Origin of the sequence: Archangium gephyra, from assembly GCF_042230915.1 — a bacterium.
GTDB classification, from domain to species: Bacteria; Myxococcota; Myxococcia; order Myxococcales; family Myxococcaceae; genus Archangium; species Archangium gephyra_B.
On sequence record NZ_CP102578.1, the window covers coordinates 3,258,907 to 3,282,755 of the forward strand.

The 23,849-nt window shown below is 69.2% G+C and carries 25 protein-coding genes and 1 pseudogene; 15 read left to right on the top strand and 11 right to left on the bottom strand.

Annotation, left to right across the window (positions count from 1 at the left end):
* Window positions 1-49: 49 nt before the first annotated feature.
* From NR798_RS13100 to NR798_RS13135, 8 genes and pseudogenes are all read left to right on the top strand, one after another.
* A complete protein-coding gene (locus NR798_RS13100) occupies window positions 50-907 on the top strand; it encodes a GvpL/GvpF family gas vesicle protein (protein WP_375771796.1) in 858 nt (285 codons plus the stop codon).
* Window positions 900-1,610, top strand: a complete 711-nt coding sequence (locus tag NR798_RS13105; RefSeq protein WP_375771797.1) for a GvpL/GvpF family gas vesicle protein — start codon at window positions 900-902, stop codon at window positions 1,608-1,610. Before NR798_RS13100 ends, NR798_RS13105 begins: the two co-directional genes overlap by 8 nt.
* Before the next feature lie 103 nt (window positions 1,611-1,713).
* A pseudogene (gene gvpJ / locus NR798_RS13110) lies at window positions 1,714-1,914 on the top strand (gas vesicle protein GvpJ); the annotation flags it as partial.
* A 145-nt stretch (window positions 1,915-2,059) separates the two neighbouring features.
* Window positions 2,060-2,827 (top strand): GvpL/GvpF family gas vesicle protein, encoded by a 768-nt coding sequence (locus NR798_RS13115; RefSeq protein ID WP_375771798.1) that lies wholly within the window; start codon window positions 2,060-2,062, stop codon window positions 2,825-2,827.
* Window positions 2,827-3,114: a gas vesicle protein GvpG gene (locus NR798_RS13120; protein ID WP_375771799.1), complete on the top strand. Its 288-nt coding sequence runs from the start codon at window positions 2,827-2,829 to the stop codon at window positions 3,112-3,114. Before NR798_RS13115 ends, NR798_RS13120 begins: the two co-directional genes overlap by 1 nt.
* On the top strand, window positions 3,111-3,338 hold the full coding sequence (locus tag NR798_RS13125) for a gas vesicle protein (protein ID WP_375771800.1): 228 nt from the start codon (window positions 3,111-3,113) through the stop codon (window positions 3,336-3,338). Before NR798_RS13120 ends, NR798_RS13125 begins: the two co-directional genes overlap by 4 nt.
* Entirely contained in the window at window positions 3,335-3,655 is a 321-nt protein-coding gene (locus tag NR798_RS13130; RefSeq protein ID WP_375771801.1) for a gas vesicle protein K, read from the top strand. The genes NR798_RS13125 and NR798_RS13130 overlap by 4 nt, the downstream gene beginning before the upstream one ends.
* Before the next feature lie 9 nt (window positions 3,656-3,664).
* A complete protein-coding gene (locus tag NR798_RS13135; protein WP_375771802.1) occupies window positions 3,665-4,006 on the top strand; it encodes a gas vesicle protein in 342 nt (113 codons plus the stop codon).
* Here NR798_RS13135 and NR798_RS13140 read toward each other — a convergent pair.
* On the bottom strand, window positions 4,003-5,544 hold the full coding sequence (locus tag NR798_RS13140) for a ricin-type beta-trefoil lectin domain protein (protein WP_375771803.1): 1,542 nt from the start codon (window positions 5,542-5,544) through the stop codon (window positions 4,003-4,005). The genes NR798_RS13135 and NR798_RS13140 overlap by 4 nt on opposite strands.
* Before the next feature lie 198 nt (window positions 5,545-5,742).
* Here NR798_RS13140 and NR798_RS13145 point away from each other — a divergent pair, with 198 nt between their 5' ends.
* A complete protein-coding gene (locus tag NR798_RS13145; protein WP_375771804.1) occupies window positions 5,743-6,699 on the top strand; it encodes an alpha/beta hydrolase in 957 nt (318 codons plus the stop codon).
* Window positions 6,700-6,735: 36 nt separating this feature from the next.
* Here the strand turns inward: NR798_RS13145 and NR798_RS13150 are convergent, their stop codons facing one another.
* The 3 genes from NR798_RS13150 to NR798_RS13160 form a co-directional block, all read right to left on the bottom strand.
* The gene (locus NR798_RS13150) at window positions 6,736-7,395 is read right to left on the bottom strand and encodes a hypothetical protein (protein ID WP_375771805.1); all 660 of its coding nucleotides are present in this window, start codon (window positions 7,393-7,395) and stop codon (window positions 6,736-6,738) included.
* Window positions 7,396-7,607: 212 nt separating this feature from the next.
* Window positions 7,608-9,164: a mucoidy inhibitor MuiA family protein gene (locus tag NR798_RS13155; RefSeq protein ID WP_375771806.1), complete on the bottom strand. Its 1,557-nt coding sequence runs from the start codon at window positions 9,162-9,164 to the stop codon at window positions 7,608-7,610.
* The gene (locus tag NR798_RS13160) at window positions 9,164-11,434 is read right to left on the bottom strand and encodes a DUF4139 domain-containing protein (RefSeq protein WP_375771807.1); all 2,271 of its coding nucleotides are present in this window, start codon (window positions 11,432-11,434) and stop codon (window positions 9,164-9,166) included. The genes NR798_RS13155 and NR798_RS13160 overlap by 1 nt, the downstream gene beginning before the upstream one ends.
* A 124-nt stretch (window positions 11,435-11,558) precedes the next feature.
* Here NR798_RS13160 and NR798_RS13165 point away from each other — a divergent pair, with 124 nt between their 5' ends.
* Together NR798_RS13165 and NR798_RS13170 are read left to right on the top strand one after the other, a co-directional pair.
* Window positions 11,559-12,053: an HNH endonuclease gene (locus tag NR798_RS13165; RefSeq protein ID WP_375771808.1), complete on the top strand. Its 495-nt coding sequence runs from the start codon at window positions 11,559-11,561 to the stop codon at window positions 12,051-12,053.
* 9 nt (window positions 12,054-12,062) lie between these two features.
* Entirely contained in the window at window positions 12,063-12,518 is a 456-nt protein-coding gene (locus NR798_RS13170) for a DUF4265 domain-containing protein (RefSeq protein ID WP_375771809.1), read from the top strand.
* An 18-nt stretch (window positions 12,519-12,536) separates the two neighbouring features.
* Here NR798_RS13170 and NR798_RS13175 read toward each other — a convergent pair whose 3' ends face one another.
* Window positions 12,537-13,514, bottom strand: coding sequence for an SDR family oxidoreductase (locus NR798_RS13175; protein WP_375771810.1), 978 nt, complete (start codon window positions 13,512-13,514; stop codon window positions 12,537-12,539).
* Window positions 13,511-14,317: a lysophospholipid acyltransferase family protein gene (locus tag NR798_RS13180; protein ID WP_375771811.1), complete on the bottom strand. Its 807-nt coding sequence runs from the start codon at window positions 14,315-14,317 to the stop codon at window positions 13,511-13,513. The genes NR798_RS13175 and NR798_RS13180 overlap by 4 nt, the downstream gene beginning before the upstream one ends.
* Window positions 14,318-14,556: 239 nt before the next feature.
* Between NR798_RS13180 and NR798_RS13185 the strand changes: the two genes are divergently transcribed.
* Complete coding sequence (locus NR798_RS13185; protein WP_375771812.1) at window positions 14,557-15,537, top strand: alpha/beta hydrolase; 981 nt, start codon at window positions 14,557-14,559, stop codon at window positions 15,535-15,537.
* Between the two features lie 3 nt (window positions 15,538-15,540).
* On the opposite strand, the gene eutB is transcribed toward NR798_RS13185, so the two are convergent.
* The 5 genes from eutB to NR798_RS13210 all read right to left on the bottom strand — a co-directional run bounded on the left by eutB (window position 15,541) and on the right by NR798_RS13210 (window position 21,362).
* The gene (gene eutB, locus NR798_RS13190) at window positions 15,541-17,862 is read right to left on the bottom strand and encodes an ethanolamine ammonia-lyase subunit EutB (RefSeq protein WP_375771813.1); all 2,322 of its coding nucleotides are present in this window, start codon (window positions 17,860-17,862) and stop codon (window positions 15,541-15,543) included.
* A 120-nt stretch (window positions 17,863-17,982) separates the two neighbouring features.
* On the bottom strand, window positions 17,983-18,543 hold the full coding sequence (locus tag NR798_RS13195; protein ID WP_375771814.1) for an NUDIX hydrolase: 561 nt from the start codon (window positions 18,541-18,543) through the stop codon (window positions 17,983-17,985).
* Between the two features lie 4 nt (window positions 18,544-18,547).
* Window positions 18,548-19,354: a SirB1 family protein gene (locus NR798_RS13200; RefSeq protein ID WP_375771815.1), complete on the bottom strand. Its 807-nt coding sequence runs from the start codon at window positions 19,352-19,354 to the stop codon at window positions 18,548-18,550.
* A 99-nt stretch (window positions 19,355-19,453) separates the two neighbouring features.
* Window positions 19,454-19,732, bottom strand: a complete 279-nt coding sequence (locus tag NR798_RS13205) for a hypothetical protein (protein WP_267534552.1) — start codon at window positions 19,730-19,732, stop codon at window positions 19,454-19,456.
* A 13-nt stretch (window positions 19,733-19,745) separates the two neighbouring features.
* A complete protein-coding gene (locus tag NR798_RS13210; protein ID WP_375771816.1) occupies window positions 19,746-21,362 on the bottom strand; it encodes a YiiX/YebB-like N1pC/P60 family cysteine hydrolase in 1,617 nt (538 codons plus the stop codon).
* A gap of 180 nt (window positions 21,363-21,542) precedes the next feature.
* Between NR798_RS13210 and NR798_RS13215 the strand changes: the two genes are divergently transcribed.
* The 3 genes from NR798_RS13215 to NR798_RS13225 all read left to right on the top strand — a co-directional run bounded on the left by NR798_RS13215 (window position 21,543) and on the right by NR798_RS13225 (window position 23,780).
* Window positions 21,543-21,860 (top strand): DUF2795 domain-containing protein, encoded by a 318-nt coding sequence (locus NR798_RS13215; RefSeq protein WP_375771817.1) that lies wholly within the window; start codon window positions 21,543-21,545, stop codon window positions 21,858-21,860.
* A 442-nt stretch (window positions 21,861-22,302) separates the two neighbouring features.
* The gene (locus NR798_RS13220) at window positions 22,303-22,872 is read left to right on the top strand and encodes a hypothetical protein (protein ID WP_375771818.1); all 570 of its coding nucleotides are present in this window, start codon (window positions 22,303-22,305) and stop codon (window positions 22,870-22,872) included.
* Window positions 22,869-23,780: a type VI immunity family protein gene (locus NR798_RS13225; RefSeq protein WP_375771819.1), complete on the top strand. Its 912-nt coding sequence runs from the start codon at window positions 22,869-22,871 to the stop codon at window positions 23,778-23,780. The genes NR798_RS13220 and NR798_RS13225 overlap by 4 nt, the downstream gene beginning before the upstream one ends.
* The last annotated feature ends 69 nt before the right edge of the window (window positions 23,781-23,849 follow it).

A 23,849-nucleotide genomic window follows, 5' to 3' on the forward strand; every position in this document is an offset into this window, starting at 1 on the left:
GCGTGTACCCCCGCCTCTGTCGGAGGCGGGAGGGACACTGCGGGGCACCATGAACGCAAGAGACACCACCCGTTCCACGGGTGAAGAAGGCGGGGGGCTGTACGTCTTCTGCTTCGCACGCGCGGCCGCGGCCGGGGCGGCGGTGGGCCACGGCCTCGACGCTCAGACGCCGCTCGGCGCGCGGGTGCACGAGGACGTCGCGGCCATCTGCTGCGAGGTGCCGCTTCACGAATGGACGGGTGAGGCGGGCGAGGCCCACTTGAAGGACCTGGGCTGGCTCGGGCCGCGCGCCCTGCGCCACGAGGCGGTCATCGAGCAGATGATGGCGGCCTCCCCGGTGCTGCCGCTGCGCTTCGGGTGCCTGTTCTCGTCGGCGGAGCGGCTCGAGGCCCTGCTCCGGCGCGAGCGGGCACGAATCTCGGCCTTCATCGACAAGGTGGAGCGCGAGGAGGAGTGGTCGCTCCAGGGCACACTGGAGGTGCGGGTGTGCGAGGAGGCGATGTTCGCCGCCGATCCCCGCGTGGCGAAGCTGCCGGCGCAGGCCGGGGCGCGCTATCTGATGGAGCAGAAGCTGCGCAAGGACGCGGTGCGTGCGGCACGCGGGTGGGCCCAGGAGGTCCAGACGGAACTCTCCCGGGCGCTCGAGGGACTGGTGCTCGACCGGCGCTCCCTGCGGGTACCTCCGCGGAACCCGGAGGAGCCAGGGCGGGAGGGCGCGTTTCATTGGGCGCTCCTGCTGCCGCGAGGCGCGGAGGCGGAGCTGGCCAGGCGGCTCGAACCCCTGGCGGAGCAGCTGTCCGCGCGCGGCCTGCACCTGTCGGCACGAGGGCCCTGGCCGGCCTACAACTTCGCGCCACACCTCGGGGACGAGCCCGGCGACGGGAGCGAGGTGCGGACCCATGACTGACAGGGCCCGTCTGCTGCTCTATTGCATCGCGGACGCGGCAGCGGCGTTGCCGAGCGGCGGGCATGGAGGAGGGAGTGGGCTCCTGCGCATCGTGCACGGAGGGCTCGCGGCCGTGGCCTCACCGCTCGCGGAGCCCGGGCGTGTAGAGGCGCCAGCGAAGGCGGAGCTGCTGGAGTACGAGCGCGTCATCCGTGCGCAGCACGCCGTGGCCGATGTGCTGCCGATGCGCTTTGGCAGCGTGCTCTCCGGAGAGGCGGCGGTGCGCGCGCACCTCGACGAGCAGCGCGAAACCTATCAGCGGGCCCTCACGCGGGTTGCGGGTTGCGTGGAACTGGGAGTGCGGGCGCTGTTGTCCGCGCCGCCTCCACCCACCGAGCCAGAGACGGCCGTGAAGCCGATGCGCCTTTCGGGAGCCGCCTGGCTCGAGGCACGGCGGCGGCACTACTCCGCGGAGAGCCGGCTGCGCGACCGGTGCGTGGCGTTGGAGCAGGCCCTGGTGGCGAAGGTGGCGCCCCTGTGCAGGGAGCACCGCACGGAGTTTCCGCCCCCGCGCCCGGGCGAGCCCGCGCTCTGCTCGCTGTACTTCCTGGTGCCGCGCGAGCAGGTCCTCGCGTTCCGCGCGGCGGTGTCGTCAATTCCTGTCGAGTCCCAGACAGACATCGCGCTGAGCGGCCCGTGGCCTCCCTTCAATTTCGTGGCGTGAGTCTGTCCATTGACAAACATGTCGGAGGCCCCTGTTAAGCGTGAAGGCAAGCAAGGACAGGAATGCCACGGTCCGAGCCCAACACGACAACCAGGAGGCAGTCATGGCGGCCATTACGAAGTCGACCGATTCGTCCAGCCTCGCGGAAGTGATCAGCATCATCTTGGATAAGGGCATCGTGATCGATGTGTGGGCCACGGTCTCGTTGGTGGGTATCCAGATCCTCTCCGTGGAGGCGCGCGTGGTCATCGCCTCGGTGGAGACGTACCTGAAGTACGCGGCGGCGATTGGCCTGACGGCCGCCCCCACCGCCCTCCACGAGGGCAAGAACGCGGCCCTGCCGATGCCGGCCCCGGCGATGGCGGCGGCTGGCGTGCCCGCCGCGGCGATGGGCGTGTAGTCGCGGAACAAACCCTCATCACAACAACACGAAGGGAGTCCAGGAGATGATGAGCGCTCAGGCAGGAGGCACGTATCTCTATGCCGTACTCGCTGGTGGGGAAGCCGCCGGAGAGACGGGATTGACGGGCATCGAGGGCGGCGAGGTCTACCGCATCACCGCTGGGGACATCTCGGCGGTGGTGAGCAGGGTGGGCCGGGCGCGCCTCCGGCCTGAGCGCAAGCATCTCCTGGCGCATCAAGCGGTCCTGCGGCGCTTGATGGAGCACACCACGGTGCTGCCGGCGGCGTTCGGCCTCGTCGCCCGGAGCGATGAGGCCGTGCGTGGCCGGTTGCTCGAGAACCAGGAGCTGTTCCGGGAGCAGCTCGGCCACGTCGCGGGCAAGGTGGAGATGGGGCTCAAGGTGCGCTGGAGCACCCCGAACCTCTTCGACTACTTCGTCGCCACCCATCCGGAGCTGGGTGCCGCCCGGGATCGCATGAAGGGCCGCAACGATGTCAGCCGCGAGGAGCTGATCGCGGTGGGAAAGCTGTTCGAGAACCTTCGCGAAGCCGATCGGCAGGCGCACTCAGAGCGCGTGGCGGCGGTGCTCCGGGAGCGGGGCATCGAGCTGAAGTGGAACACCACGCGGGGGGAGAGCGAGGTGATGAACCTCTCGTGTCTGCTGCCGCGAGAGGGATTGGGTGCCTTCGAGAAGCTGGTCGAAGCCGCGGCGGAGGGCTTCGATGAGCATTTTACCTTCGAATTCAACGGACCCTGGGCGCCGCACAGCTTCACGGAGCTGAAGCTCCCGGCCACGCCCGCGCAGGAGTGCTGATGTTGCTCATCGACGACATCCTGCTCTCGCCACTCCACGGCCTGCTCTGGGTCGCCCGGAAGGTGGACGAGGCCATGGGGCAGGAGCAGGAGCAGGAAGAGGAAGACATCAAGATCCGGCTGCGGGAGCTGTATCTGCAGCTCGAGTCCGGGCAGCTGGCGGAGGAGGAGTTCGAGGCGCAGGAGGCGGAGTTGCTGGATCGGCTCGACGCCATCCTCGCAAGCCAGGAGGCGGCCGGGGAGGGACAGGACGAGGCCGCCGAGGACCCTGAAGGGAGGGCGGCGTGAATCTCGAGGAGTCCGAATCCCTGTCCCTCTGTGAGGCGCTCGACCGGGTGCTGCACAAGGGCGTGGCGCTGCGTGGAGACATCGTGTTGTCGGTGGCGGATGTGGACCTCGTCTACCTCGGGCTGCAGCTCGTCCTGTGCTCGACGGACACGGCCCGGCGCGCGGGGCTCGTTCCTCCCTCTCCGGCGCGGGCCCTCTCCGGGCCTGGGGGAGGGCCGGCATGAGCGGCGTGGCAAGTGGGCTCGAGGCGGTGCTCCAGAAGCAGAGCGCTCCGCCGGTGCGGCGGCTCTCGCTGGACGAGGGCAAGTTGAAGAACGGGCTCGGGCAGCTGGTGCTCACCCTGGTGAAGCTGCTGCACGAGCTGCTCGAGAAGCAGGCCATCCGCCGCATGGAGGGCGGTTCACTGAGTGACGAGGAGATCGAGAGACTGGGGACGGCCCTGATGCGTCAGTCGGAGGAGATCGAGCGGCTCCGCCTGGAGTTCGGGCTGACGGAGGAAGATTTGAACCTGGACCTGGGCCCGCTCGGCAAGCTGCTGTGAGGAGGACGCATGACGTCACAACGCATCGTTCAGGGCCCGCGCAACGCCACGCTCGCGGATGTGCTGGACCGTGTCCTCGACAAGGGGCTGGTGGTCGCGGGCGATATCAAGATCAAGCTGCTGGACGTGGAGCTGCTCACCATCCAGGTGCGGCTGGTGGTGTGCTCGGTGGACAAGGCCACCGAGATGGGAATGGACTTCTGGAAGAGTGATCCGCACCTGTCACCGCTCGCGCGACGCGAGCCGCCTCCAGCTCCAGCCCTGCCGGCGAGCGGGCCCGAGGAGCTCGCCCGCCGGGTGGCGGAACTGGAGGCGGTGGTGGCGAAGCTGGAAGGTGGCAACCCGCGTTAGCGGAGGGTCCACTTCTGATTCGCGCTGCCGCCGCACTCCCAGGTCTGCAGGCGGGCGCCGCTGGCCGAGTTCCAGTCCTTGATGTCCACGCACTTGTTGGCCTGCGGGTTCACGAGGTCACCCGCGGCGCTCAGCACGAACTGCTGGGCCGGGTTGCCATTGCAGGCCACGAGCTGGATGGCCGCGCCGTTGGCCGTCGAGCCCCAGGCCACGTCCATGCACTTGCCGAGCGCCCGGACGGTGCCATCGGAATAGAAGGTCCAGCTCTGGGCGCCGGTGCCGTTGCAGTCCCACATCTGGAGCGGGGTGCCGTCCGTGGTGTTCGAGTTGGGAATGTCGATGCACTTGCCATTCCAGTTCGAGACGATCGCCCGGCCCGTCGGCGTGGCGCCCGTGGTGGTGAGCGTGAGGCCGTAGGCGGCGAGGATGGGCTTGAGCGGCTGGAAGAACGTGGTGCCGCCCGTGGTGCAGTTGCCCGAGCCGCCCGAGGTCACGCCCTGGGCCTGGTCACCGGAGAGCCACGAGCCACCGGAGTCACCGCCCTCGCAGCAGGCGTTGCTCTGGGTGAGGCCGTAGACTGCGCCCTGGGCGTAGTTGACGGTGACGTTCTTGGCCTGGATGGTGCCGCAGCGCCAGCCGGTGGTGGAGCCGGAGCGGCACACCGAGGCGCCCACCGGGGCCTCGTTGGAGCCGGCGACGTTGGCGGTGCCGCCCGCGTAGTTGTTCACCCAGGGGCGGGAGGTCCACGAGGTGTTGGTCTGGACCCAGCCGTAGTCGTTGCCGGGGAAGGTCGAGCCCCGCACGGTGCCCTGGGCCACCCCGTTGGAGCCGGAGGCAGTGGTGCCCACGCCGCCACAGTGGCCCGCGGTGACGAAGCCCCCGTTGACGGAGAAGCCAATCGAGCAGCGCGCGCTGCCCGGGTAGTAGGCATCTCCGCCGCGCACATCGTACATGGGGCGGGGCTCCTCACTGGAGGCGACCACGCGGACCGAGCCGTCGGTCACGCCGCTGTCGGCGATGAACTTCGCGACGCTCGACAGGGAAGGATCCCGGGCGAACACGACGACGCTGTTGGTGACGGGATCGACGTACCAGCCGTGGATGGTCCGGTCGGCGCGCTTGGAGTTGCGGTCCAGCGCCGACTTCACCTTGTCGAGCTGCTTCTCGCTCCGGGCCACGAGCCGGGGCTCGGCGCCGAGGCCGCGCACGAGGCGGGCGCTGGCCTCGTCGGTGACTCCGACGATGAGCGTGCTGCTGTCCTGGTTGAGCCAGGCACCGGCGAACGTGCTGCCCAGGTCCTCGCGCACCTTCTTCTCGAGGCGGGCCGCCGCCGCTTCGCTGGCCAGCCGGCGCAGGGCCTGCTCGCCGTTGAGTCCGAGGTCCCGCTGCATCGCGGAGAGCAGCTCTGGAGAAGCGCCGGGCGTGGACACGGCCTCCTCGGCGGTGGCCGCTACGGCGGTGGTGGGGAGGAGCTGGAGGGCGGCGGGTCCGGCGAACAGCGCCGTCGCGAGGGTCAGGCTGCGGAATGTACGGTTCATCTGATCTTCCTATGGGGGTGAGAAACGACGGGCGTGAGCCTTTGCGACCGGCGTGCCAGCTCTACTGTGATGGCTTGGCTGTTCAGGTTTCCGTGATTTCATGGGCTTGAGTTGGGTGATGGCCTGCGCCCCCTGGTGACAGCAGTCACCGCCTGATGTCTGGAGTCATCACCAGCTCCCGGGGCATCATCCCGCGCGATGAGTCATCCATCCCATCCCGTCCACCCGGAGCTGCGGGCCTCCGTCCGCTGGTTCCCCAGCTTCTCCTTCAACCGCTTCCTCCTGGGCATCCTCCGGCGCCTCAATTTCAGCCGCCTCTACAAGGCGCGCAGTCCGGAGGGCATCACCATCGAGAACGTCTGGGTTCCCGGCCCGCCTGGAGCACCGGACCTCCGCGTCCGGAAGTACGAGCCCGCCCAGCGTGCTCCGGGCAGCCCGGCCCTCCTGTGGATCCACGGTGGGGGTTACATCCTCGGTATGCCCGAGCAGTCGGACACCGTCTGCGGCCGGTTCGCCAAGGAGCTCGGCATCCTGGTGATCGCCGTGGATTACCGGCTCGCCCCCGAGCACCCGTTCCCGGCACCGCTGGAGGACTGTTACGCGGCGCTCTCGTGGATGCACTCGCACGCGGGCGAGTTGAAGATCGATGCAAACCGGCTCGCCATCGGCGGGGACAGCGCGGGTGGCGGGCTGGCGGCGGCGCTGGCGCAGCTGACCCGGGACCGGAAGCAGATCAAGCCCGTCTTCCAGCTGCTGCTGTACCCGATGCTCGATGACCGGACCGCCATCCGCGCGGACCACAAGGGCACGGGGAAGTACATCTGGACGCCGGGCAGCAACGTCTTCGGGTGGACCTCCTACCTGGCCCAGACACCCGGTGGCCCCAGCGCTCCGAAGTATGCCGTGCCCGCGCGCACGGAGGACCTGACGGGACTGCCGCCCGCATGGTTGGGCACCGGGACGCTGGACCTGTTCTACGAGGAGGACGTCGAGTACGCCCGCCGTCTCCAGGCCAGTGGCGTGCCCTGTGAGCTGCACGAGGTGCCCGGCGCCTACCACGCCTTCGAGGTCTTCGCCGGGGATGCGGCCATCTCCCGGGACTTCATCGCCCGGCAGGTCGCCGCCCTGAAGCGGGCCCTCACGGCCACCGGCTGAGCAGCGGCGAGGTGTTCGGCGCCGCCGGGAGGTCCCTCAGTCCACTCGGGAGTGAGGGATCCGTGGGAGCGCCGAGATGAATTGCGTGGCGCTGGCGTCTCGCAGGACCACGGGCTCCTTCGGCGCCTTGCACACCGCCGTGGCCTGGCACGAGGGACAGAAGGCGAGCTCGAGTTGGGGCGAATGCTCGGGCGCCAGGGCAGCCATGAGTTGCAGGGCGGTGTTCATGTCGCTGGAGCGCAGGCTTTCCACAATGCGCTCGAGCCTTGGCTGCGGGGCGCTGATGCGGATGGGTTGGAGGAGCCGGTCACACCGGGCGCAGGCATCCGTGTAGAGGGTCGCCATGGTGAAGATGCCCACCGGCACGCCGAGCATGGCTCCGATGATGACGACATCCGGCATGACGGGGATGACGTTGTAGAAGAGATAGATGATGGTGATGCTGCCGAGGACGATCCCCAGGCCCACGAAGAAGTTCTTCGGGGTGGCCTTGCGCGTGATGACGTCGCGATGGGCGGCGGCGTAGGGATTGCGCAGTCCCAGGATCACCATGAGGAGGCCAAGCACGGCCGGCACGGAGATGGCGCCCAGGAGGGGGGCCTCGAAGGCCCGCCCATCGAGCAGCGTGATGATCCCGAGCAGCGCGCCCAATACGACGAGCAATCCGCCGACCGCGACGAGGAATGTGCTCTTCATGGTGAATCCCTTTCAGGTCGGTACCCGCGGCCATTTCCCCTCGCCCTCCGGGAGAGGGACGGGGTGAGGGTTTCGGGTGAACCTGGGTTGAATCCTCCGTTCCCAGTGTGGGCCACGGGTTGAAGCGCGGGTCCGGGCACCCTCACCCCGACCCTCTCCCGAGGGGAGAGGGGATATTGGAGGGGATTATTGAAGGGGATTATTGGAGGGGATTAGAGCCCGGCCACCTTGGAGGAGCTGGCCACCGAGTAGGCGAGGGCCAGCTCCTGCTGTGAGCGGGGTGGGGCGGCCAGCTCGAAGCGCACGATGCCGTCCTCGCTCACCTTCGCGGGCGCGGGCTTCGTCTGCTCCTGGTGCAGCTTCACCTCCACCGCCTCCACCTCGGAGACGGGCATGCGCTCCTCGAGTACCACCTTCTCGGCTCGAGTGCCGGTGTTGGAGAGGAACAGCTTCACCTGATGCGTCCGGGTGCGCTTGCCGGTGATGCGCTGGGTGTCCTGCTTCGAGTCCACCAGCCGCGCGATGCGCAGGGTGTCCTCGCTGCCGAAGCCCAGTTTCAGCTTCTCGCCCACGCCGGTGAACTTGAGCTGCGAGCGGCCCACGTAGCCACTCGAGCGCACCAGGTCCACCGGGCCCGCCAGCAGCACCGCCGGGCCCCGGTTGTCGAAGCGCGCCACCCGGTGCACCAGTGGCGAGTGCTCCGGGTAGCCAATCAGCTCGGACACCGCCGGGGCGCTGAACTGGAACAGCGGCACGCGGTGCGGCGCTCCGTCACTCGGCACCGTCACCCGGTGCGCCGCCCGGAGCGTCAGCGCCTCGCCGCCGTCGTCCAGGCCCGGCATGGATTCCACCTGGCTGGCCCCGCCCTCGCCCGTGGTCTGGATGGCCTCCTCGCGGATGCTCACCTCCACCGTGTGCTTCTCCTGCTCGCTCTTGTCGCGCAGCCGCAGCCAGTCCTCCATCAGCCGCGGCGGCGAGGCGCCCAGCGTCGGCCGCGCCGTCGAGAACAGCAGCTCCACGTCCTTCCACTCCTCCTCCGTGCGCTGCCACACCACGGCCTCGCACTCGAGCGTTACCGTCTCACCGCCCTCGGCCGGAGCCAGGGTGGCGCGGTACGCCGGCCGCCACACGGCGCAGGGCACCAGGTACGTCACCCGCAGGGACACCGTCCCTCCCGCCGGGTGGTTCGCCTCCAGCTCCGCCGCGGTGACGAGCTCCTGCTCCGGCTGCTCTCCCTGTTTCAGCACCGTCCGGGTCTCCAGCAGCCGCTGGTACAGCACCTCCGCGTGAGCGCGTGACCGCCGGAGCGCCTCCTCGGTGGCGGCCGCCTCCTTGCGCACCGTCTCGAGCTGCTCGTGCCAGGACTCCGGCTTCGCCCGGCCCGCGCCCGACAGCTCGGCGATGGCCCGCAGCACGTCCTCGCGGGCCAGGTTCACCACCTCCAGCCGCGCCTGCAGCCGCATCCCCTCCGCCAGCACGCGCTTCCACTCGGTCTCCTGCTGCTCCTCGCGCCGGCGCAGCTCCGTCCACTGTGCACGGGCGGCCTCGCCACGGGGCTTCTCCTTCCAGGTGCGGCTCACGCGCGCCTGCGCCACCGTGCCTCCCGTGAGCTGGGCCTGGAGCGAGCGGTCCACCGCGAGCGGCGAGAGCCCCTCCACGCGCAGCCGCTGCGGCCCGGCGGGCAGCACCACGTCCGCTCGGCGCTCCACCAGCGCCCGGTCCTCGAGGACGGTCACCTTGACCACGGGGAGATGGATAGAGGTGCTCATCACGTCCTCCGGTTTCCGCCCACGAGCATCTTGCTCGTGGGAATCCGTACGGCCCACGTCGCGTTCAGCGTCTGCGTCTCACCCGGCTGCAGCGTCACCTTCCACGCCCGCTCGCCTTCCACCGGCGTCTCGCCGGGCAGCAGCGCGCGCTTGCTCCAGGCCGGTTTCACCTCGGCCTCTTCCACCTTGATGTCCTTCTCCGCCGCGGAGGGCACCGCGGGCACCCGCTCCAGCACCTCCACGGTGACGCGCTGCGCGGTCCGGTTGGCCAGCTCGACGCAGACATGGTGGGTGAGCACGTTGGAGCCGCCGAACACGCCGCCCGAGGCCTCGTCGAAGCGCGTGTTGCGCGACACCTTGATGGACTCCTCGACGCCCAGCCCCAGCCGCTGCGTGGCGCCGGGCGCGAGCGTGGGCAGGGGAGACGTCATCAGGAACTCGTCGCCAAGCGTGATGTCCACCGGGCCGGCGAGCAGCGCGTGGGGCGTGCGGTTCTCCACCTTCACGGTGCGGAAGGCGCGCGATTCCATCGAGGGCACGCAGACGTACTCGGCGCTCAGCCCCACCGGAGCGGAGAACACGGGCACGTTGTGCCACACGCCGTCCGAGGGCACGTCGGCGCGCGTCTCCACGTCGAAGCGGTAGTCGAAGTGGGGCGTGGACTGGCGCGGCGGCACCGACCAGGACGGGAGCTCCACGTGCTGCACCGAGGCCGCCGTGCGCTCGTACTGGGCCACGAGCGCGAAGACGTCCACGCGCACGTGCATGCCCATCAGCACGAGCAGCTCCCGGGACATGTCCTCGGACTGGGGCTGCAACCGCCCGCGCTGTCCGGGCTGGTTCACGCCGCCCAGCTCCAGGTTGCCGTAGTCGAGCAGATCCACCGCCGGCTCCAGCCCGGTGGGCCGGGAGCGGGTGTCCACGAGGCCGTCACCACCGCCAAAGCCTCCCTCCTCCTTGGCCATCTCCCCGACGTACCCGTCCAGGCCGGCGAGGTACCCGGACGGCTCCTCCTCCATCTCCATGGGCGCCTCGTCGGCGACCTCACGGCGCCGCATGAGGTTCGCGCTCTTCTTCTTGGGGGCCTCGGGGGCCGCACCGGGTGCCGGGGGAGGGGGTGGGGCACCTCCCGCGCGGAAGGCGCCGGTGGGCCTGGCCGGCGCGGACACGGAAGGCATGGACTGGGAGGCGCGCATCGGCGCGGGCGACGGCATCGCCATGAGGGCGCCCCCCGTCGTGGGCTCCTCCCTCAGCACCGGGGCTTGTTCCGGCACGGGCTGGCCCTGCGGAGCACTGATCCCCGCGAGCACCATGCCGGGATCGGGACGCCACTGGCTCGGGGGCTGGGCCGTGTCGTAGCCGGCGAACAGCTCGTCGAGCCCCGGGGGCGGCTCGCGCCAGCCCGAGCGGGCCGGAGGCGGCTGGCGCCGGCCGATGCGCAGGGCCTTCAGCTCCGGCACGTCCGCGCGTCGCTCCAATTGCGCGGTGGACAGGGCCAGCCGCACGTTGCTCCAGTCCTCGCCGGTGCGCTGGATGATGGAGGCGCGCATGCGCAGCACGCCCCCATCGAGCGTCCGGGGCATCCGCAGGTCATACCCCGGCACCCAGCGGGCACCGTGCACCGCGTACTCGAGCGCGAGCTGCGCGGCCTCGTCCGCCGGGCCCACCTCGGAGAGCGTGATGATGGCCGCCCGGTAGAGCTGGGCACGCTGGCCCCGTACCGCGGACGAGCTTTCGTTCAGCCGCCGCTGGCGCAGCTGCACCTCCTCCGCCGCTTCGGTCTGCTGGCGCTCCAGCGCGATCCGCCGGTCGTGCAGGGGGATGAGCTCCGCATCGACGAAGCCCGCCAGCGAGAGGATGGCGGTGAGGGAGGACTCGCGCGGCTCGTGCGGCTCGTCCTTCTTTCGCGGCGGGAAGGCGGGCTTGAGCTTCTGGAGGGCCGCGAGGTCCCGCATCACGCGATCCATCTCCGCGTTGACGGCGGCGAGCTTCTCCCGGGCCTCCTCCAGGGCGCGCTGCGCGGCGGGAATGTCCATCTCCGCTGGCAGCCGCACATCATAGGCGGGGCGGATGTCCCGCACCTGGAGCCCCTGAGGGCCCTTGAGCACGGCGGCCCGGAGCGTGCCGGTGCGCAGCCCGAGCGGCAGGCCTTCGATGCGCACCTGTCTGGGAAGCCGGCCGTTGTCGGACGGCACTGCGGCCAGGCGCGTGCAGAGCGCGCCCTCGGCATGCACGGTGACGGCATCCAGCGTGGACGGTACGACGACCATCGAAGCCCCCTCGGTCGAGATTGCACCGCGGAGGCTAGCCGGGATGAGGGCTGGAGCGCGAGCCCCGGAGCGGTTGGGGGGGTAGCGGGGCGGGGCGGGCATGTGTACCTGATACGCTTCGCTGATGATCCAGTTCGTTCTGCTCGGGCTGCTCGCCCTGTCAAGCTCCATCGAGGCGCATCTCCTCGCACCACTTCCAGCCCAGGTCCGCGAGGGGACTGCGCTTTCGTGCGCTCCACGAGTTCTTCCTGTCGCAGCCGACTCCGGTCTGCCAGGAACTCCGGTTTGCTCCTGGCGACCTTTGGGCGCGGTGGAGACGGGGTTCCCCACGGTCGAAGCGATTGCCGGGAGGGATCGAACCAGCCGTCCCTTCACGAAGAAGGGAAAGTCAATCGTCAAAGACGATAACGCCAAGCAAAACGACGGAAAGATCCTCTGCGAGAACTGCAAGGTGGAGACAGTTCCGGGTGAGAAGCACGTCAAGGACGTCACTCCTCCGTCCAACGAGGCACAGGTCGACCACATCATCCCGAAAGCGAAGGGAGGCAAGGGCGATCCTTCGAACGGGCAGGTGCTGTGCCGTGACTGCAACATCAAGAAGAGCGACAAGCCGGAATGAGAGTGTGGAATGGCTGGTGAAGAATCCGAACAGCTCGTCAAGGTCTTCTTCGAGCTACAGCAGGATGAGGACGGCTATCCGCCCGTCACGTGCGAAAGCATGTGGGCGACACCTGTCGGCGATGGGCTCTACCGTCTGGGCAACATCCCTTTCTTCGCGCGTGGCGTCGCCTACGAGGACGTCGTCTCAGCGGTCCAGCGTGACGACGGCACGAGGGGCTTCGTCGAGGTCGTTCGCCCCTCCGGGCACAGCACCTTGCGCATCATCGTCTATGAAGCCTCGGAGGCTCCTGCGCTGCGCCATGAACTGGAGGCGCTCGGGTGTGACACCGAGCTGAGCCACATTCCCAACCTGGTGGCTGTCGATGTCCCTCCGGCCGTCTCCCTGGATGAGATCAGGCGCCTGCTCGAGATGGGAACTGTCTCCGAGCGCTGGGAGTTCGAGGAGGCGTGCCTGGGGAGTTGATGGCACGCCGGGCCATCGCTACTTCAGCACCCCGAGCGCCTCGAGCCGGTCGAAGAGCTCCTCCCGGCGCGGGCGCGGGGGAGGGTTGGCCGCCAGGAAGGACTCGATCGTCTGGACCTCGTCGTAGCGGTAGGTGAAGCCGGTGGCCTCCTTGAAGGCGCGAGCGTCCACCACGATGGGGTACTGCAGGTGGTAGAGCGCCCCGGGGGGCAGCCGTGGCAGCCCGAAGCGGCCGATGAGCTGGCGCAGCACCATCATCGGCAGGGGCACGGGTTGGCGCTGGGCCTGGCGGATGATGACGGACAGCGGCAGCGGCTGCGGACCCGCCACGTTGAAGACGCCGCGCACGCGCTTCTCCACCGCGAGCGCGATGGCGGAGGCCACGTCGTCCTCGTGCAGGAACTGGAAGAGTGGATCATACCCCGCCACCATGGGCACCCGTCGGCCGCGCATGAAGGTGGCCAGCGTGCCCTGCGCCGAGGGCCCCAGCGAGTAGCACACGCGCAGCACCGACGTGGTCAGCTCCGGGTAGCGCCACAGCGCCGTCGAGGCGTAGAGGTCCGCGGCCACCAGGTCCCCCAGCTCCGGGAAGGAGGCCAGCTCCTTCGGCGGCTCGTCCTCGGTGTGGTACAGCGCCGAGTCCGGTGCCGCCCCGTAGAAGGTGTGCCGGCCCACGAAGAGGGCGTGCTTCACCCCGTAGGTGCGGCAGTGCTCGAACACCACGCGGGTGCCGCCCAGGTTGATGCGGTGGCGCTCCTCGCCCTGCACGCGCAGCGACGTCACCGTGGCCATGTGCACCACCGCCTCGGGCCGCCGCGTGCGGAACACGTCCTCGGCGGGCCGCTTGCGCAGGTCCACCTCGTGCACCTCGATGTCCGCGGGCGCGTCCTCCCACGGCCGCGTGTCGATGCCCACCACCGTGTGGCCCTTGTCGCGCAGCTGCAGCGCCACCCGCCGCGCCACCGCTCCGCCGATTCCCAGGATGAGGACCCTCATGACTCCACGCCCTTCCAGCGCTCGTGACGGCGCCGCTCGACGATGCCCGCGATGCGTTCCTTCACCTGCTCCACGTACCCCTGGATGACCGTGTCCTCCTCGTTGCCCGTGCCCTCGAACACCATGGGCTCGCCATAGTGGATTTCGAGCGGCACGGGCAGCGGCAGGGGCAGCAGGTACGGGGTGACGGGCACGTAGGGCATTCCGAGCAGCTTGCCCAGCCCGTAGAGGTTGGCCACCGTGGGGATGGCCGCCCCGCCTCCCAGGAAGCCGAAGGGGATGATGGGGGTGCGCGTCTTGAGCGCCAGGCGCATGAAGCCCGTGCCGAAGTCCACCAGGTCATAGCGCTGCGGGTAGAGCTTCGCGGTGCCCCGCGCGCCCTCGGGGAAGATCATCAGCAGCCGGTCCTCCTCCAGCAGGCGGATGGCGTGCTCGGGCAGGCCGGGGAACTGGCCGCAGCGGCTGGTCCACGTGGAGGCCACCGGCGTGGAGGCGATGAACTTCTCCGCCATGCCCTGCGCCAGCCGCGGCGGCTCCATCTCCAGGAAGCACGAGGTGACCACCATGGCCCCGTCCACCGCCACCCCTCCCGAGTGGTTGCCCACCACCATCGCCCTCCCGCGCGACGGGATGTGCTCGATGCCGTGGCAGCGCACCCGGAAGTAGCTCCGGTAGAAGAAACTCATCGCCTCGAAGATGACGCGCAGGTGCCACTTGGACACGCCGTACGGATCCACCCCGTACGCGTTGAACGGCAACTCCAGCCGCTCCAACCGCTCCTTCACCGAGTCGTCTCGCTTCACGCCTTTTCCCCCTCCCGGGACACCGCCCGCCATGGTGTCAGATTCCGCATGACCTCGGGGGCGCGTGTCGCCTGGCCCTCCCGTTCCACGCCCCCCCTGACGGGGCCTACTGCCCGTCCCTGGTGTTTCCCCTGAAAAGTTATTTTCATTGGATATAGCAGAATGTCAGGAATATCTGGCTCTCCCGTTTTTATTGGAAGCACAGGTTTCCAGAAGCGCCGTCCAGAGGGAGGGTGGAAATGAAGAAGATGATCCGTTCGATGGGCGCCTGGATGGCGCTGCTGCTGTCTCTGGCACTTCCGGCGACGGCCCTGGCCGAGGGGTCCCAGGATGTGAAGGTGGAGCGGCGGGAGTTCCCGGTGCGGCTCGCCAACGGGCAGCGCTACACGGTGGTGGGTTACCTCTACTACCAGGGCAGCCTGAAGAACCGCCCGGTGCAGATCCTCACCCACGGCATCACCTACAACCACGGCTACTGGGACCTGCCGGAGATCGGCGGCCAGGACTACTCGTACGCGCGCTACATGGCCCGCCAGCACTACGCGGTGCTCGCGCTGGACCTGCCGGGCACGGGCGAGAGCGACCGGCTGGACGGGGATGCGTTGAACCTGGCGGAGTCGGCGAGCGCCCTGCACCAGGTGGCGGTGCACCTGCGGGCCACGGCGGAGAAGAACACCTTCAAGACGCTCATCTACGTGGGGCACTCCAACGGGGCGCTCATCAACACCTTCGCGCAGGCGCAGCACGGCGATGCGCAGGCGGTGGTGAACACGGGCTGGCTGAACACCCAGCACGCGGTGCCGGTGGATGGGAGCCTGCTCCTGTCGTTCCTGCAGCAGGGCCCCTACATCCGCTTCCCGGGGGAGATGCGCAGCGCGCTCTTCTACGACGTGGCGCACTCGGACCCGGCGGTGGCCGCCTACGACAACGAGGTGGCGGACAGCGTGACGCGCGGCCAGTACCTGGACCTGCTGACGATGATGACCTACCCGCAGCTGATTCCTTCCGGGGAGATCCGCGTGCCGGTGATGGTGCAGCTCGGGGACAGGGACCTGCTGGCGTCGGCCTCCTACGCCGAGGCCGAGTCGCAGGTGTACCCGCGCGCCCCCACCGTGTGGGTGGACACGCTCGAGAACACCGGGCACGTCTTCAACGGCCACTACGGCAAGGAGCGCGGCTGGGCGGCGATCGATCAGTGGCTGCGCCGCGTGGTGCGCTGAGGCTCAGGAGGCGGAGGTGAGCTCGCCCAGGATGCGCGCCACTTCCGCCGCGGCGGCCTCGGGGCGCAGGCTGGTGTCGGAGATGCCGGCCACGACCCGGGTGATGTTGTGGTCCACCGCGCCCGGCTGGCCCCAGACGCGGGCCGCGGGCGCGGTGACGTAGGCGGAGAAGCTGTGGTGGCCGGAGCCGGGCCGCTCGCCGATGACGTGGATGACGGCACGGGGCCCCTCCGCCGCCGCGTCCCCGAAGAGCAGCTCTCCCGCGCGGTAGCCGGCCCGCACGCGCCCCAGCGACAGCACGAGGTGCTCGGGGGCCACCCGGTGGCCCGAGGCCTCGAGCCGGGCGCGCAGGGCGGTGAGGAAGGGCCGCAGGTGGCCCTCGTCCATGAGCGAGCGCGCGTCCAGCCCGTCCGAGATGACGAGCTGCACGTCGTACTGGTCGGCGTGGCGCGAGCGCAGGGCCTCTAGCACGCGCTCGGAGGCGGGCTCCAGCTGCTCGCCCGAGGGCGGGTGGAGGATGTAGTCGCGGCGGGTGGAGGCGCGGGTGCGCAGGCGCACGGCGCCGGGAAGTGACGCGATGAAGTCCGGGGAGAGGTCGGACCAGAGGCCGGCCTTGGCGTCGTCGTAGAGCCGGCGCAGCTCGGCGTCCAGCGAGGGCTCCAGGTCCCACGGGTGCTCGCCATGGCCCACGGCGAGGGGCACGCCGCGGGCGCGCACCTCGGCCATCTGCCGCGCGGCCTCGGCGAGCACGTCCGCGTCCGGGCGCGTGTCACCCTTGTGGCGGCGGTACTGGAGGTACACCCAGGCCGGGTCTCCGAAGTGCTTGGTGGGGCGGCCCTCCGCGTCGATGACGCCCAGCCGCTGGAAGAAGGCCCACATCCGGTCATCCACCTTGTAGCCGAACTGCTCGCGCAGGCGGACGTGGTCCTGGAAGCCCGTGGTCAGGTAGCTGAGCATCGGATCGTTCCGGGTGGGCAGCGCCATGAGGTAGCCGGGGTTGGCCGGCATGAGCTGCTCCAGGCACCAGCCCAGATCGTCCAGCGACACGTCCATGTGCAGGGTGGAGCAGACGTCCAGGCCGATCGTCAGGCCGTGCAGCTTGCCCATGACGATGTCCTCGAGGCAGCAGCGCACCAGTTGCTCGCGGGTGCGGAACACCTCGGGGCCGATGAAGCCGGCCACGTCGTTGACGATGACGTGCGGGGCGGGCTCCTTTCCGGCGCGGGCCTGCGCGGCGGCGATGCGCTGGGTGAGGGCGCGCGAGAAGCCGTACTTGCGCGACTCGTGCACCACCATGTCCACCCCGGCGGCATGGCCGTTGGTGGCGTCGGCGCCCTGGCCCGTCTCGAAGTACATGCCCCAGCGCCCGGTGCGCGCCGAGGCGTGCGTCTCCATCTTCTCCAGGGTGACGTCGAAGGTGCGGTTGGCGGCCTCGGTGCTGCCCAGGCTCTGGAACCAGATGCCGGTGGTGCCCGGCTGCATGGCCTCCACCACCGCCTGCACGTCCACGTGCGCCAGCACGCAGTGGGGGAGCACCTCCCGCAGCCCGAACGTCACGAGAATGTCGTGCAGGGCGGACTCCACGGCGGCCACGGACTCGGGCGCCGAGGACACCGGGTTGGTGCCGAGCACCACGTCGCCCAGGGCGAAGCTCCAGCCGTTGAAGACCTGCCAGCGGATGTCGTCCGGGTGGTCCGTGGGCGAGTTGGGCTGGATGCGCGCGCCGAGGTACCCCTTCGCGCCCACCTTGCTGCCGGGGAGCGGGTTGAAGACCTTGCGCCCCACGGCGGCGAGCTCCTCGTTGCTCATCAGCTTCACCACGCAGCCGATGACGTCGCTGCTCAGCCCGCCCTTCAGCTCATGGATGTCCGCCTCGCTCGCGGACAGCAGGAAGGCCTTGAGCTCGCCCAGCGTCCAGCTCGCGGTGCGCGCCTGGGCCTTCGGGTCGAGCGCTCCCTGCATGTACGAGTACAGCCGCTCCTCGATGAGCGGGTACGCGTCCAGGTCGCCGATGCGCGTGCGCGCGAGCAGCTCCAGGGCGTTGCGGCGGGACGCCTCGTCGGCCGCGGCGACACCGATGGCCGCGTCTCCCTCCTTGAGCTCATTCGCCGCCCCCACCACCTGCTGGTACAGCCGGGGCTCGAAGGCGCCGTGCACGCGCCGCACGTAGGCGAACACGTCCTCGCCGGGGCGCAGGCTGGGAATGGAGACGCGGGCCGGGGCGCTCTCGTGGGAACGGGCGGCTCCGGGGCTGGCGCCGGGGTTGGGTGCGGCGGGGAGCGGCTCGGGGCGCTCCTCGCGGGGCTGCGTCAGGCTTTCCGCCATGGCGAACTCACCTCGGGGGCAGAGGCTAGTGCTGCCCCGGCTGGGTGTCACGGGGGGCCCGGAAGCCGGATGCCGTCCGCGTGACGCTGGCGTCAAACGCGGAGGACCACCCGACAAATTTCAGCGGTTTCCGCCGGCCTGGGCCCGCAGCTGTTCCAGGTAGAAGGCCACCACCACCAGCGAGTGGGTGATGGCCCCACCCAGGATGAGCTGGGGCACCGCCGAGCGGGGGTGCAGCTCCACGGCGATGTCCTCCCCCTCATCCTGCTTGCCCTCATGCTGCTTCACGCAGTCGAGCGCGAGGTAGCTGTGGCAGATGTTGCTCTGGATGGCGGGGTTGGGGTGCACCTGGCCGAGCCGCACCACGTGGCCCGGCACATAGCCCGTCTCCTCCTCCAGCTCGCGCGCGGCGGCCGCGGCGGGGTCCTCTCCCGGCTCCACCAGGCCGCCGGGAATCTCCAGCGTCGTCTCCTGGGTGCCGAAGCGGAACTGGCGGATGAGCACGAGCTGGTCGTCCTTCGTCACCGCGATGACGTTCACCCAGTCGGCGCTGTCGATGACGACGCGGGGATGCTCGTGGCCGGTGCGCGGGTCCGCCACCATGTCCTGGCGGACCTTGAGGACGCGGTAGTCGTACTCCAGGCCCCGGCGGAGGCGGGGCCACGGTTTGATGGAGCTCATCGGCTCAGTTCAACAGCTCGGCGCGCTCGCGCAACTCCCGGGCCGTCAGCTCCAGCCGATCCCGGTCCGGCGCCTCCGGCGACAGCTCCAGGCAGCGCTCCACGTCCTTGAGGGCCGCCCGGTAGGCCCCCAGGTTGGCGAGCAGGGCCGCCCGCGTGCGCAGCTCGCCTGGATGGTTGGGGGCCAGCATCAGCAGCAGGTCCACCACCGCGAGGCCCCGCTCGCTCTCGTCTCGCTCCAGGTACACCCGGCGCAGGTTGGACAGCATCCGGTAGGTGATGAGCTCCACCGGGGCCGGCGCCAGCATGGAGGGGTTGAAGCGCAGCTGCGGCGCCACCCGCTCCAGCAGCTCCTTGCAGCCCTCCTCGGTGAGGATTTCTCCGCCGTGGAACGGGTCCACCACCAGCTTGTGGTCCCCCGCGCTGCAGGCCACCAGGAAGTGCCCGGGGAAGGGCACGCCATAGAGGGGAATGCCCGCGCGCCGCGCCACCTCCAGGTACACCACCGAGAGCGTGATGGGCAGGCCCACCTTGTGCTCCAGCACCTGGTCCAGGAAGCTGTTCTCCGGCGCCTGGTAGTCGTCCTCGTTGCCGCGGAAGCCTTCGATGTCCGCGAGCACGTGACGCAGCGCGGTGAGGCCGGCCATCACCTCGCCATGGCCGGTGTGCCGCTCCATCTCCAGCTGCACCCGGGCCGCCAGGGCATCCAGCGTGTGCAGGTACGCCGCGGCGTCCAGCTCCGGCCGGTTGAGCGTCGCGATGGCCAGCGCCGCCAGGTCCAGCCTGGGCGGATCCGACGCGAGCGCGGACACGAGGCGTTCGCGGGCTACTGACGGGCTCAAGGTCGAGGTGAGGCTCACGGCGGGAAGGACTAACCCAGGCAAGAGGGAACGGCAAAGGCAGGCAGGCAGTCAGCTCCGGGGGGGTTCGGGGGGCAACAGCCGCCCCTTGATTTCCGCCCTCATCGCCACGTGGGCCGAAATGAGTCCCGAAAGGAGACCGTCCTCGAATTCGAAAGTCGGGTGTTCCTTGAGTTTCGGGAAGTCATGCGGGTTGCGCAGCTCCTCGGGAGTGATGTTGGGCACCACCTCGCGGGCCAGGCGCAGCACCTTGGCCTGCTGCTGGGAAATCATCCGCTCGAAGAGCTTGCCGGCAATCTCCAGCATCTCGAGTCCGCTCTCTTCCGTCATGGGTCTCCTCGGGTCAGTGCTGGGCGATGTCCCACTTCACCCGGCGCCACGTGCGCCGGAAGGACTCTATATCCGCCTCGACCGCGTCCCGCTCCTGCTCGCGGCCGTCGAGGAAGGCCACGAAGTCGAGCTGCTGGCCGGGCTGGCCGTACTCCGAGTCGAAGAGGCGGACGATTTCGTTGGCGGGCAGGGTGCGCCGGCCGGCCACGTCCACCAGGCCGATGCGCACGCCCCGCATGTCCTGGGAGGGGACATAGGACTTGTAGACGAGCTCGGTGCACACGAGGGTGGAGTCGGAGAAGAAGTCGAAGTTGAAGTCGTAGGGTCGGCCCTGCAGGTGGAAGGCGCGGGCGATGGCGCGGGCCTTCTCCACGGCGGGCAGGCGCGGGCGCAGGACACCGAGGTAGTCCACGTGCATGCCGTGCTCGGGGCCGGTGAAGGACACGCCCTCGCTAATGGACTCGATGATGCGGATGGCGTCGCCGTGGCTGTCCGGGGCGGTGTAGGTGGCCCACTTGGCGGGGTACTCGCGTGACAGGTGCTCGGCGAGCGTCTGGGGGGCGCCGGGCAGCGTCTTCAGCCAGTCGCGCACGCCCGCGTCGCCATCGAGGAAGGTGGCCCAGTCCTGGGGCGTGCCCACGTAGAGCTCGGCATGGGGCCAGAAGCCGGGCAGGCCGATGTTGGAGAGGTACCAGTTCTGCCGGGCCACCAGGATGTCGCCCGGCTGCATGTGGGCCAGGAGGGCGAGCGTCTGCTCGCGGCGGATGAGGGGCTGGCCGATGCGCTTCACCCGGGTGTCGCCCATCCACTCGGCCACCGAGCGCTGCACGGGGAAGACGGCGCTGGCGGTGGAGTCCTTGAGCACGTCCGCGCCGGCCTTGGCGAAGAGGGTGAAGCCGCGCTTGAGCAGCTTGCCGCGGGCCGCCTTGGAGTTGTGCCGCATCTCCTGGAGGAGCCACACGGCGCGGCGCACGTTGAGCAGGCCCGTCTTCTTGAAGAGGGGCCGGAGCTGCTCGCCGTAGGTGTCGCCCGTCATGAGCTGGGTGGTGGTGGAGACGTGGATGGCCTTCTCCTTGAAGCGGGCGAAGGTGCCCGCGGGCAGGCCGTACTCCTCGGCGGGCTCGTCCAGGAGCACCTCGAGCTGCTTGCGGCCGCCGGTGAGCTCCGCGTACGCCAGCCCATGGGCCAGCTCCGTGGTGAGCGCCCCGTGGGTGAGCAGGAAGCCCCAGGCGTGCTTCGTCTGCTGGGTGAGGGCCGGCACCTTGACGAAGTCCCAGTAGCGCTGGCGGATGAGCTCGAGCGAGGCGAAGTAGTCGGAGAAGGCCGCCCAGGTGGTGAGCAGGGTGCGCTTCTCGTCCGGCGTGTAGGGGATGTCCTGCTTGCGCTCGTAGAGGCCGCGCGTCTTGGAGATCTGCTCCTGCAGGGCACGCAGGCCCTGGGCATAGCGCTCGACGGCCTCCAGGTCGCGCAGGGCCTGGTCCACGAAGGCGCCGTCCTCCAGCGAGTAGACGCTCGTGGCGTCGGAGGTGGAGGTGGACGCCGTGGCCTCGGAGGCCTGGGGAGCGGGCGAGGGAGCGGCGGGAGGCGGGGTGAGCGCCAGCCAGGTGACGAGCAGGGAGGTGGAGAGCATCGAGAATCCCGGAGGAGGTCTTGGGAGCGGCACTCTACCCTGGCCCTGGCTGGATGGCTGCCCGGGAGGCACGGCCGAGGGGGCGAGGACGAGGTGGCCCGCCGGACATTCCATCCACAGCTTGAAGCCGAGGCCCGGGAGCGGAGAGGGAAGCCCGGGCGGAAAGGCACAGGACACGAGATGGCATTCGGATTTGCGGAGAACCCGGCACTCTCCATCACGCCCCACCTGGACTCCGTGGACTACCCGGCCACGCGCGAGCAGATCGTCATGGCCGCGGCGGACAACGGTGCGTACGTGGACATCATCAACGTCCTCAAGTCGCTGCCTCGGGAGGAGTACGAGTCCCGGGAAGACGTGATGAGGGACCTGGCGGAGGCGGCGCGGCGTTTCGCGAGCGGCGGCCTGCGTGATGACGACGGGGTGGATCGGGATCGGCGCAACATCGGGCGGGATCTGGTGGAGAACGCCCCGGATGGGAACTCGCGGCATCCGTAGTCACGGGTGACGTGTCGGGCAGATGAGGCGCTCGCGGGCGCCGGCCACGCACGGCCGGTCCTCGCGGGCGCTGTGTTTTTTCCGGTGCGACAGGTGTTTCGTGCAGGACTTCCCATTCCGCGGGAACCGCGTGCGGTTCGTGAGCGGCGTAGGGTGATGCGGGGTGGCCGCACTCCCGTGGGCCGCGAGGGGAGGTCTCATGCCGTACCGGCACGTGCTCCAATCAAGGCCGTGGGTGCTCGCGGCCGGCGTGTTCTTCGCTGGCTGTGCGGGAGTGCCTGGACACGGTGTACCGGACCGTTACGAACAGTCCTTCGACTCGGCGACGAGCTCCTGCCGGCAGAACCCTGCTCTCTGCGCGCGAATGGCCGGGGAAGAGGCGGTGGTGCCTCAATCCGCCCAGAGCCTCGCCGCGGCTGGGGGATCAGTCGCCGCAGTCGGGATGACGCTGGATGCGGACCTGAGGATCCGCATCGAGCAGGCGCTGAAGGAATGTGCCGAGCATGCACGGACCCAGGTCCTCATCGACCAGCGCAAAGGGAAGAGCCCCACGCCAGAGGAATGCAATGAGGGGGTGCCAGGCAGGAACATGACACTGGCCATGTTCCTCGGTGAGGAGATGCACAAAGTGGCCCTTCAGTGTGCAGGGGAACGGCTCGGGGAACTGCGCCCGGGCGGGTTCAGCCTGGAACAGCGCTATCGCTACGACAGGAGCACAGGCAAGACGACGCTCGTCAGCGCCGAAGAGGCCCAGTCTCTTTTGCGGCAGTGGCGTGGCAGTGAGCTTAAGGGCACGCTCGTGCCGGATGTCGTCATCCACTCGGGCGAGCCGAGCCGAGCCGAGGCTGCCTATGACTTCAAGTTTGCCTGTGCGGACAGCAGTGGGCCTGCAAGATGGGGCAGATATCCCGAAGGGCATCCCTATCAAGGCCGTTCGCAGAAGGACATGTACCATGAGGCCTTGGGAGTGAGTGCTTGGCGTGTCATTCCCTGGCTGGGAGTTCTTCCATGAGCGAGCACTACCCGAGGATCCGTATCCACGCGGAGAATGGATACCTGCTCATGCGCGAGGGACTGAGCATTTGTTTCTACATGCACAGCTCTCATCAAGAGGTGGTTCGAGCGGTGATGCACTCCCTGGATGTCTACCTGGGCGTTGTGGGCCCCCAGTCGCTCGGCTGGTACGACATTGGAGAAGGAGAGTGGCAGAAGCTCGATGACGAGGGCTGGGCGGTCAGTCGGCGAAAGATGCTTGAGAAATTCAATGCCCACGTCACGTTGCGAGATGCGTTGAGCGGCGAGTGCCGTTATGGATTTGAGTATCACGGGCATGCACTCGATATGCTTTTCCCGCACGAGCGGCTAGAGGCGGGATGTGCGGTGTCGTTCTTGCTTCCCACCGAATATCTGGACGCGCATGGCCCAGGCCGCGTGCGTGAGCTGGCGCTGGAACTGGCGGCTCCACTGCCCTTCTGCTCTGGCCATGCCGGCCTTTCCTTCAATGGAGAGACAGAGCCATTGAGCATGTCCGGTGAGGCGGGTGAACTGTGTTTCCGCTACCCTGGGCTGGACGTTCCCAATCTGGACTGGATGTCCTGGAAGCTTGGTACGCGGGTGCGTGGGGCTTATTGGCTCACCTTCCTGGGCCAACCGGTGTTGGGGGCGTTGGGGGGAACGGCTGAATTGCGTTCCCGTTTGTCATCACCTGACACCACCGTTCAGGAATTGGAAGGAGAGCGGGTCGCGGTCACCCTGGGCAGATGGCCGGAAGCAGGGGATGCGGAGCGCGGTCAGATGCTTCCGGCCTACAGAGAACTGGCGCGTGTGTTGGAGCCATGGACCTATCATGAGGAACACATCATTCGCCCGGAGTCTGACGCCCGGAAAAGGCGGCGTTGGGAGCGCCGCTTTCTTGATTGACCTGATGGGCTCATGCTTCTCGAGTGTGCTCGAACCGCTCGCGAGTCGCGGTGCTTTCTGCCAGCGTGC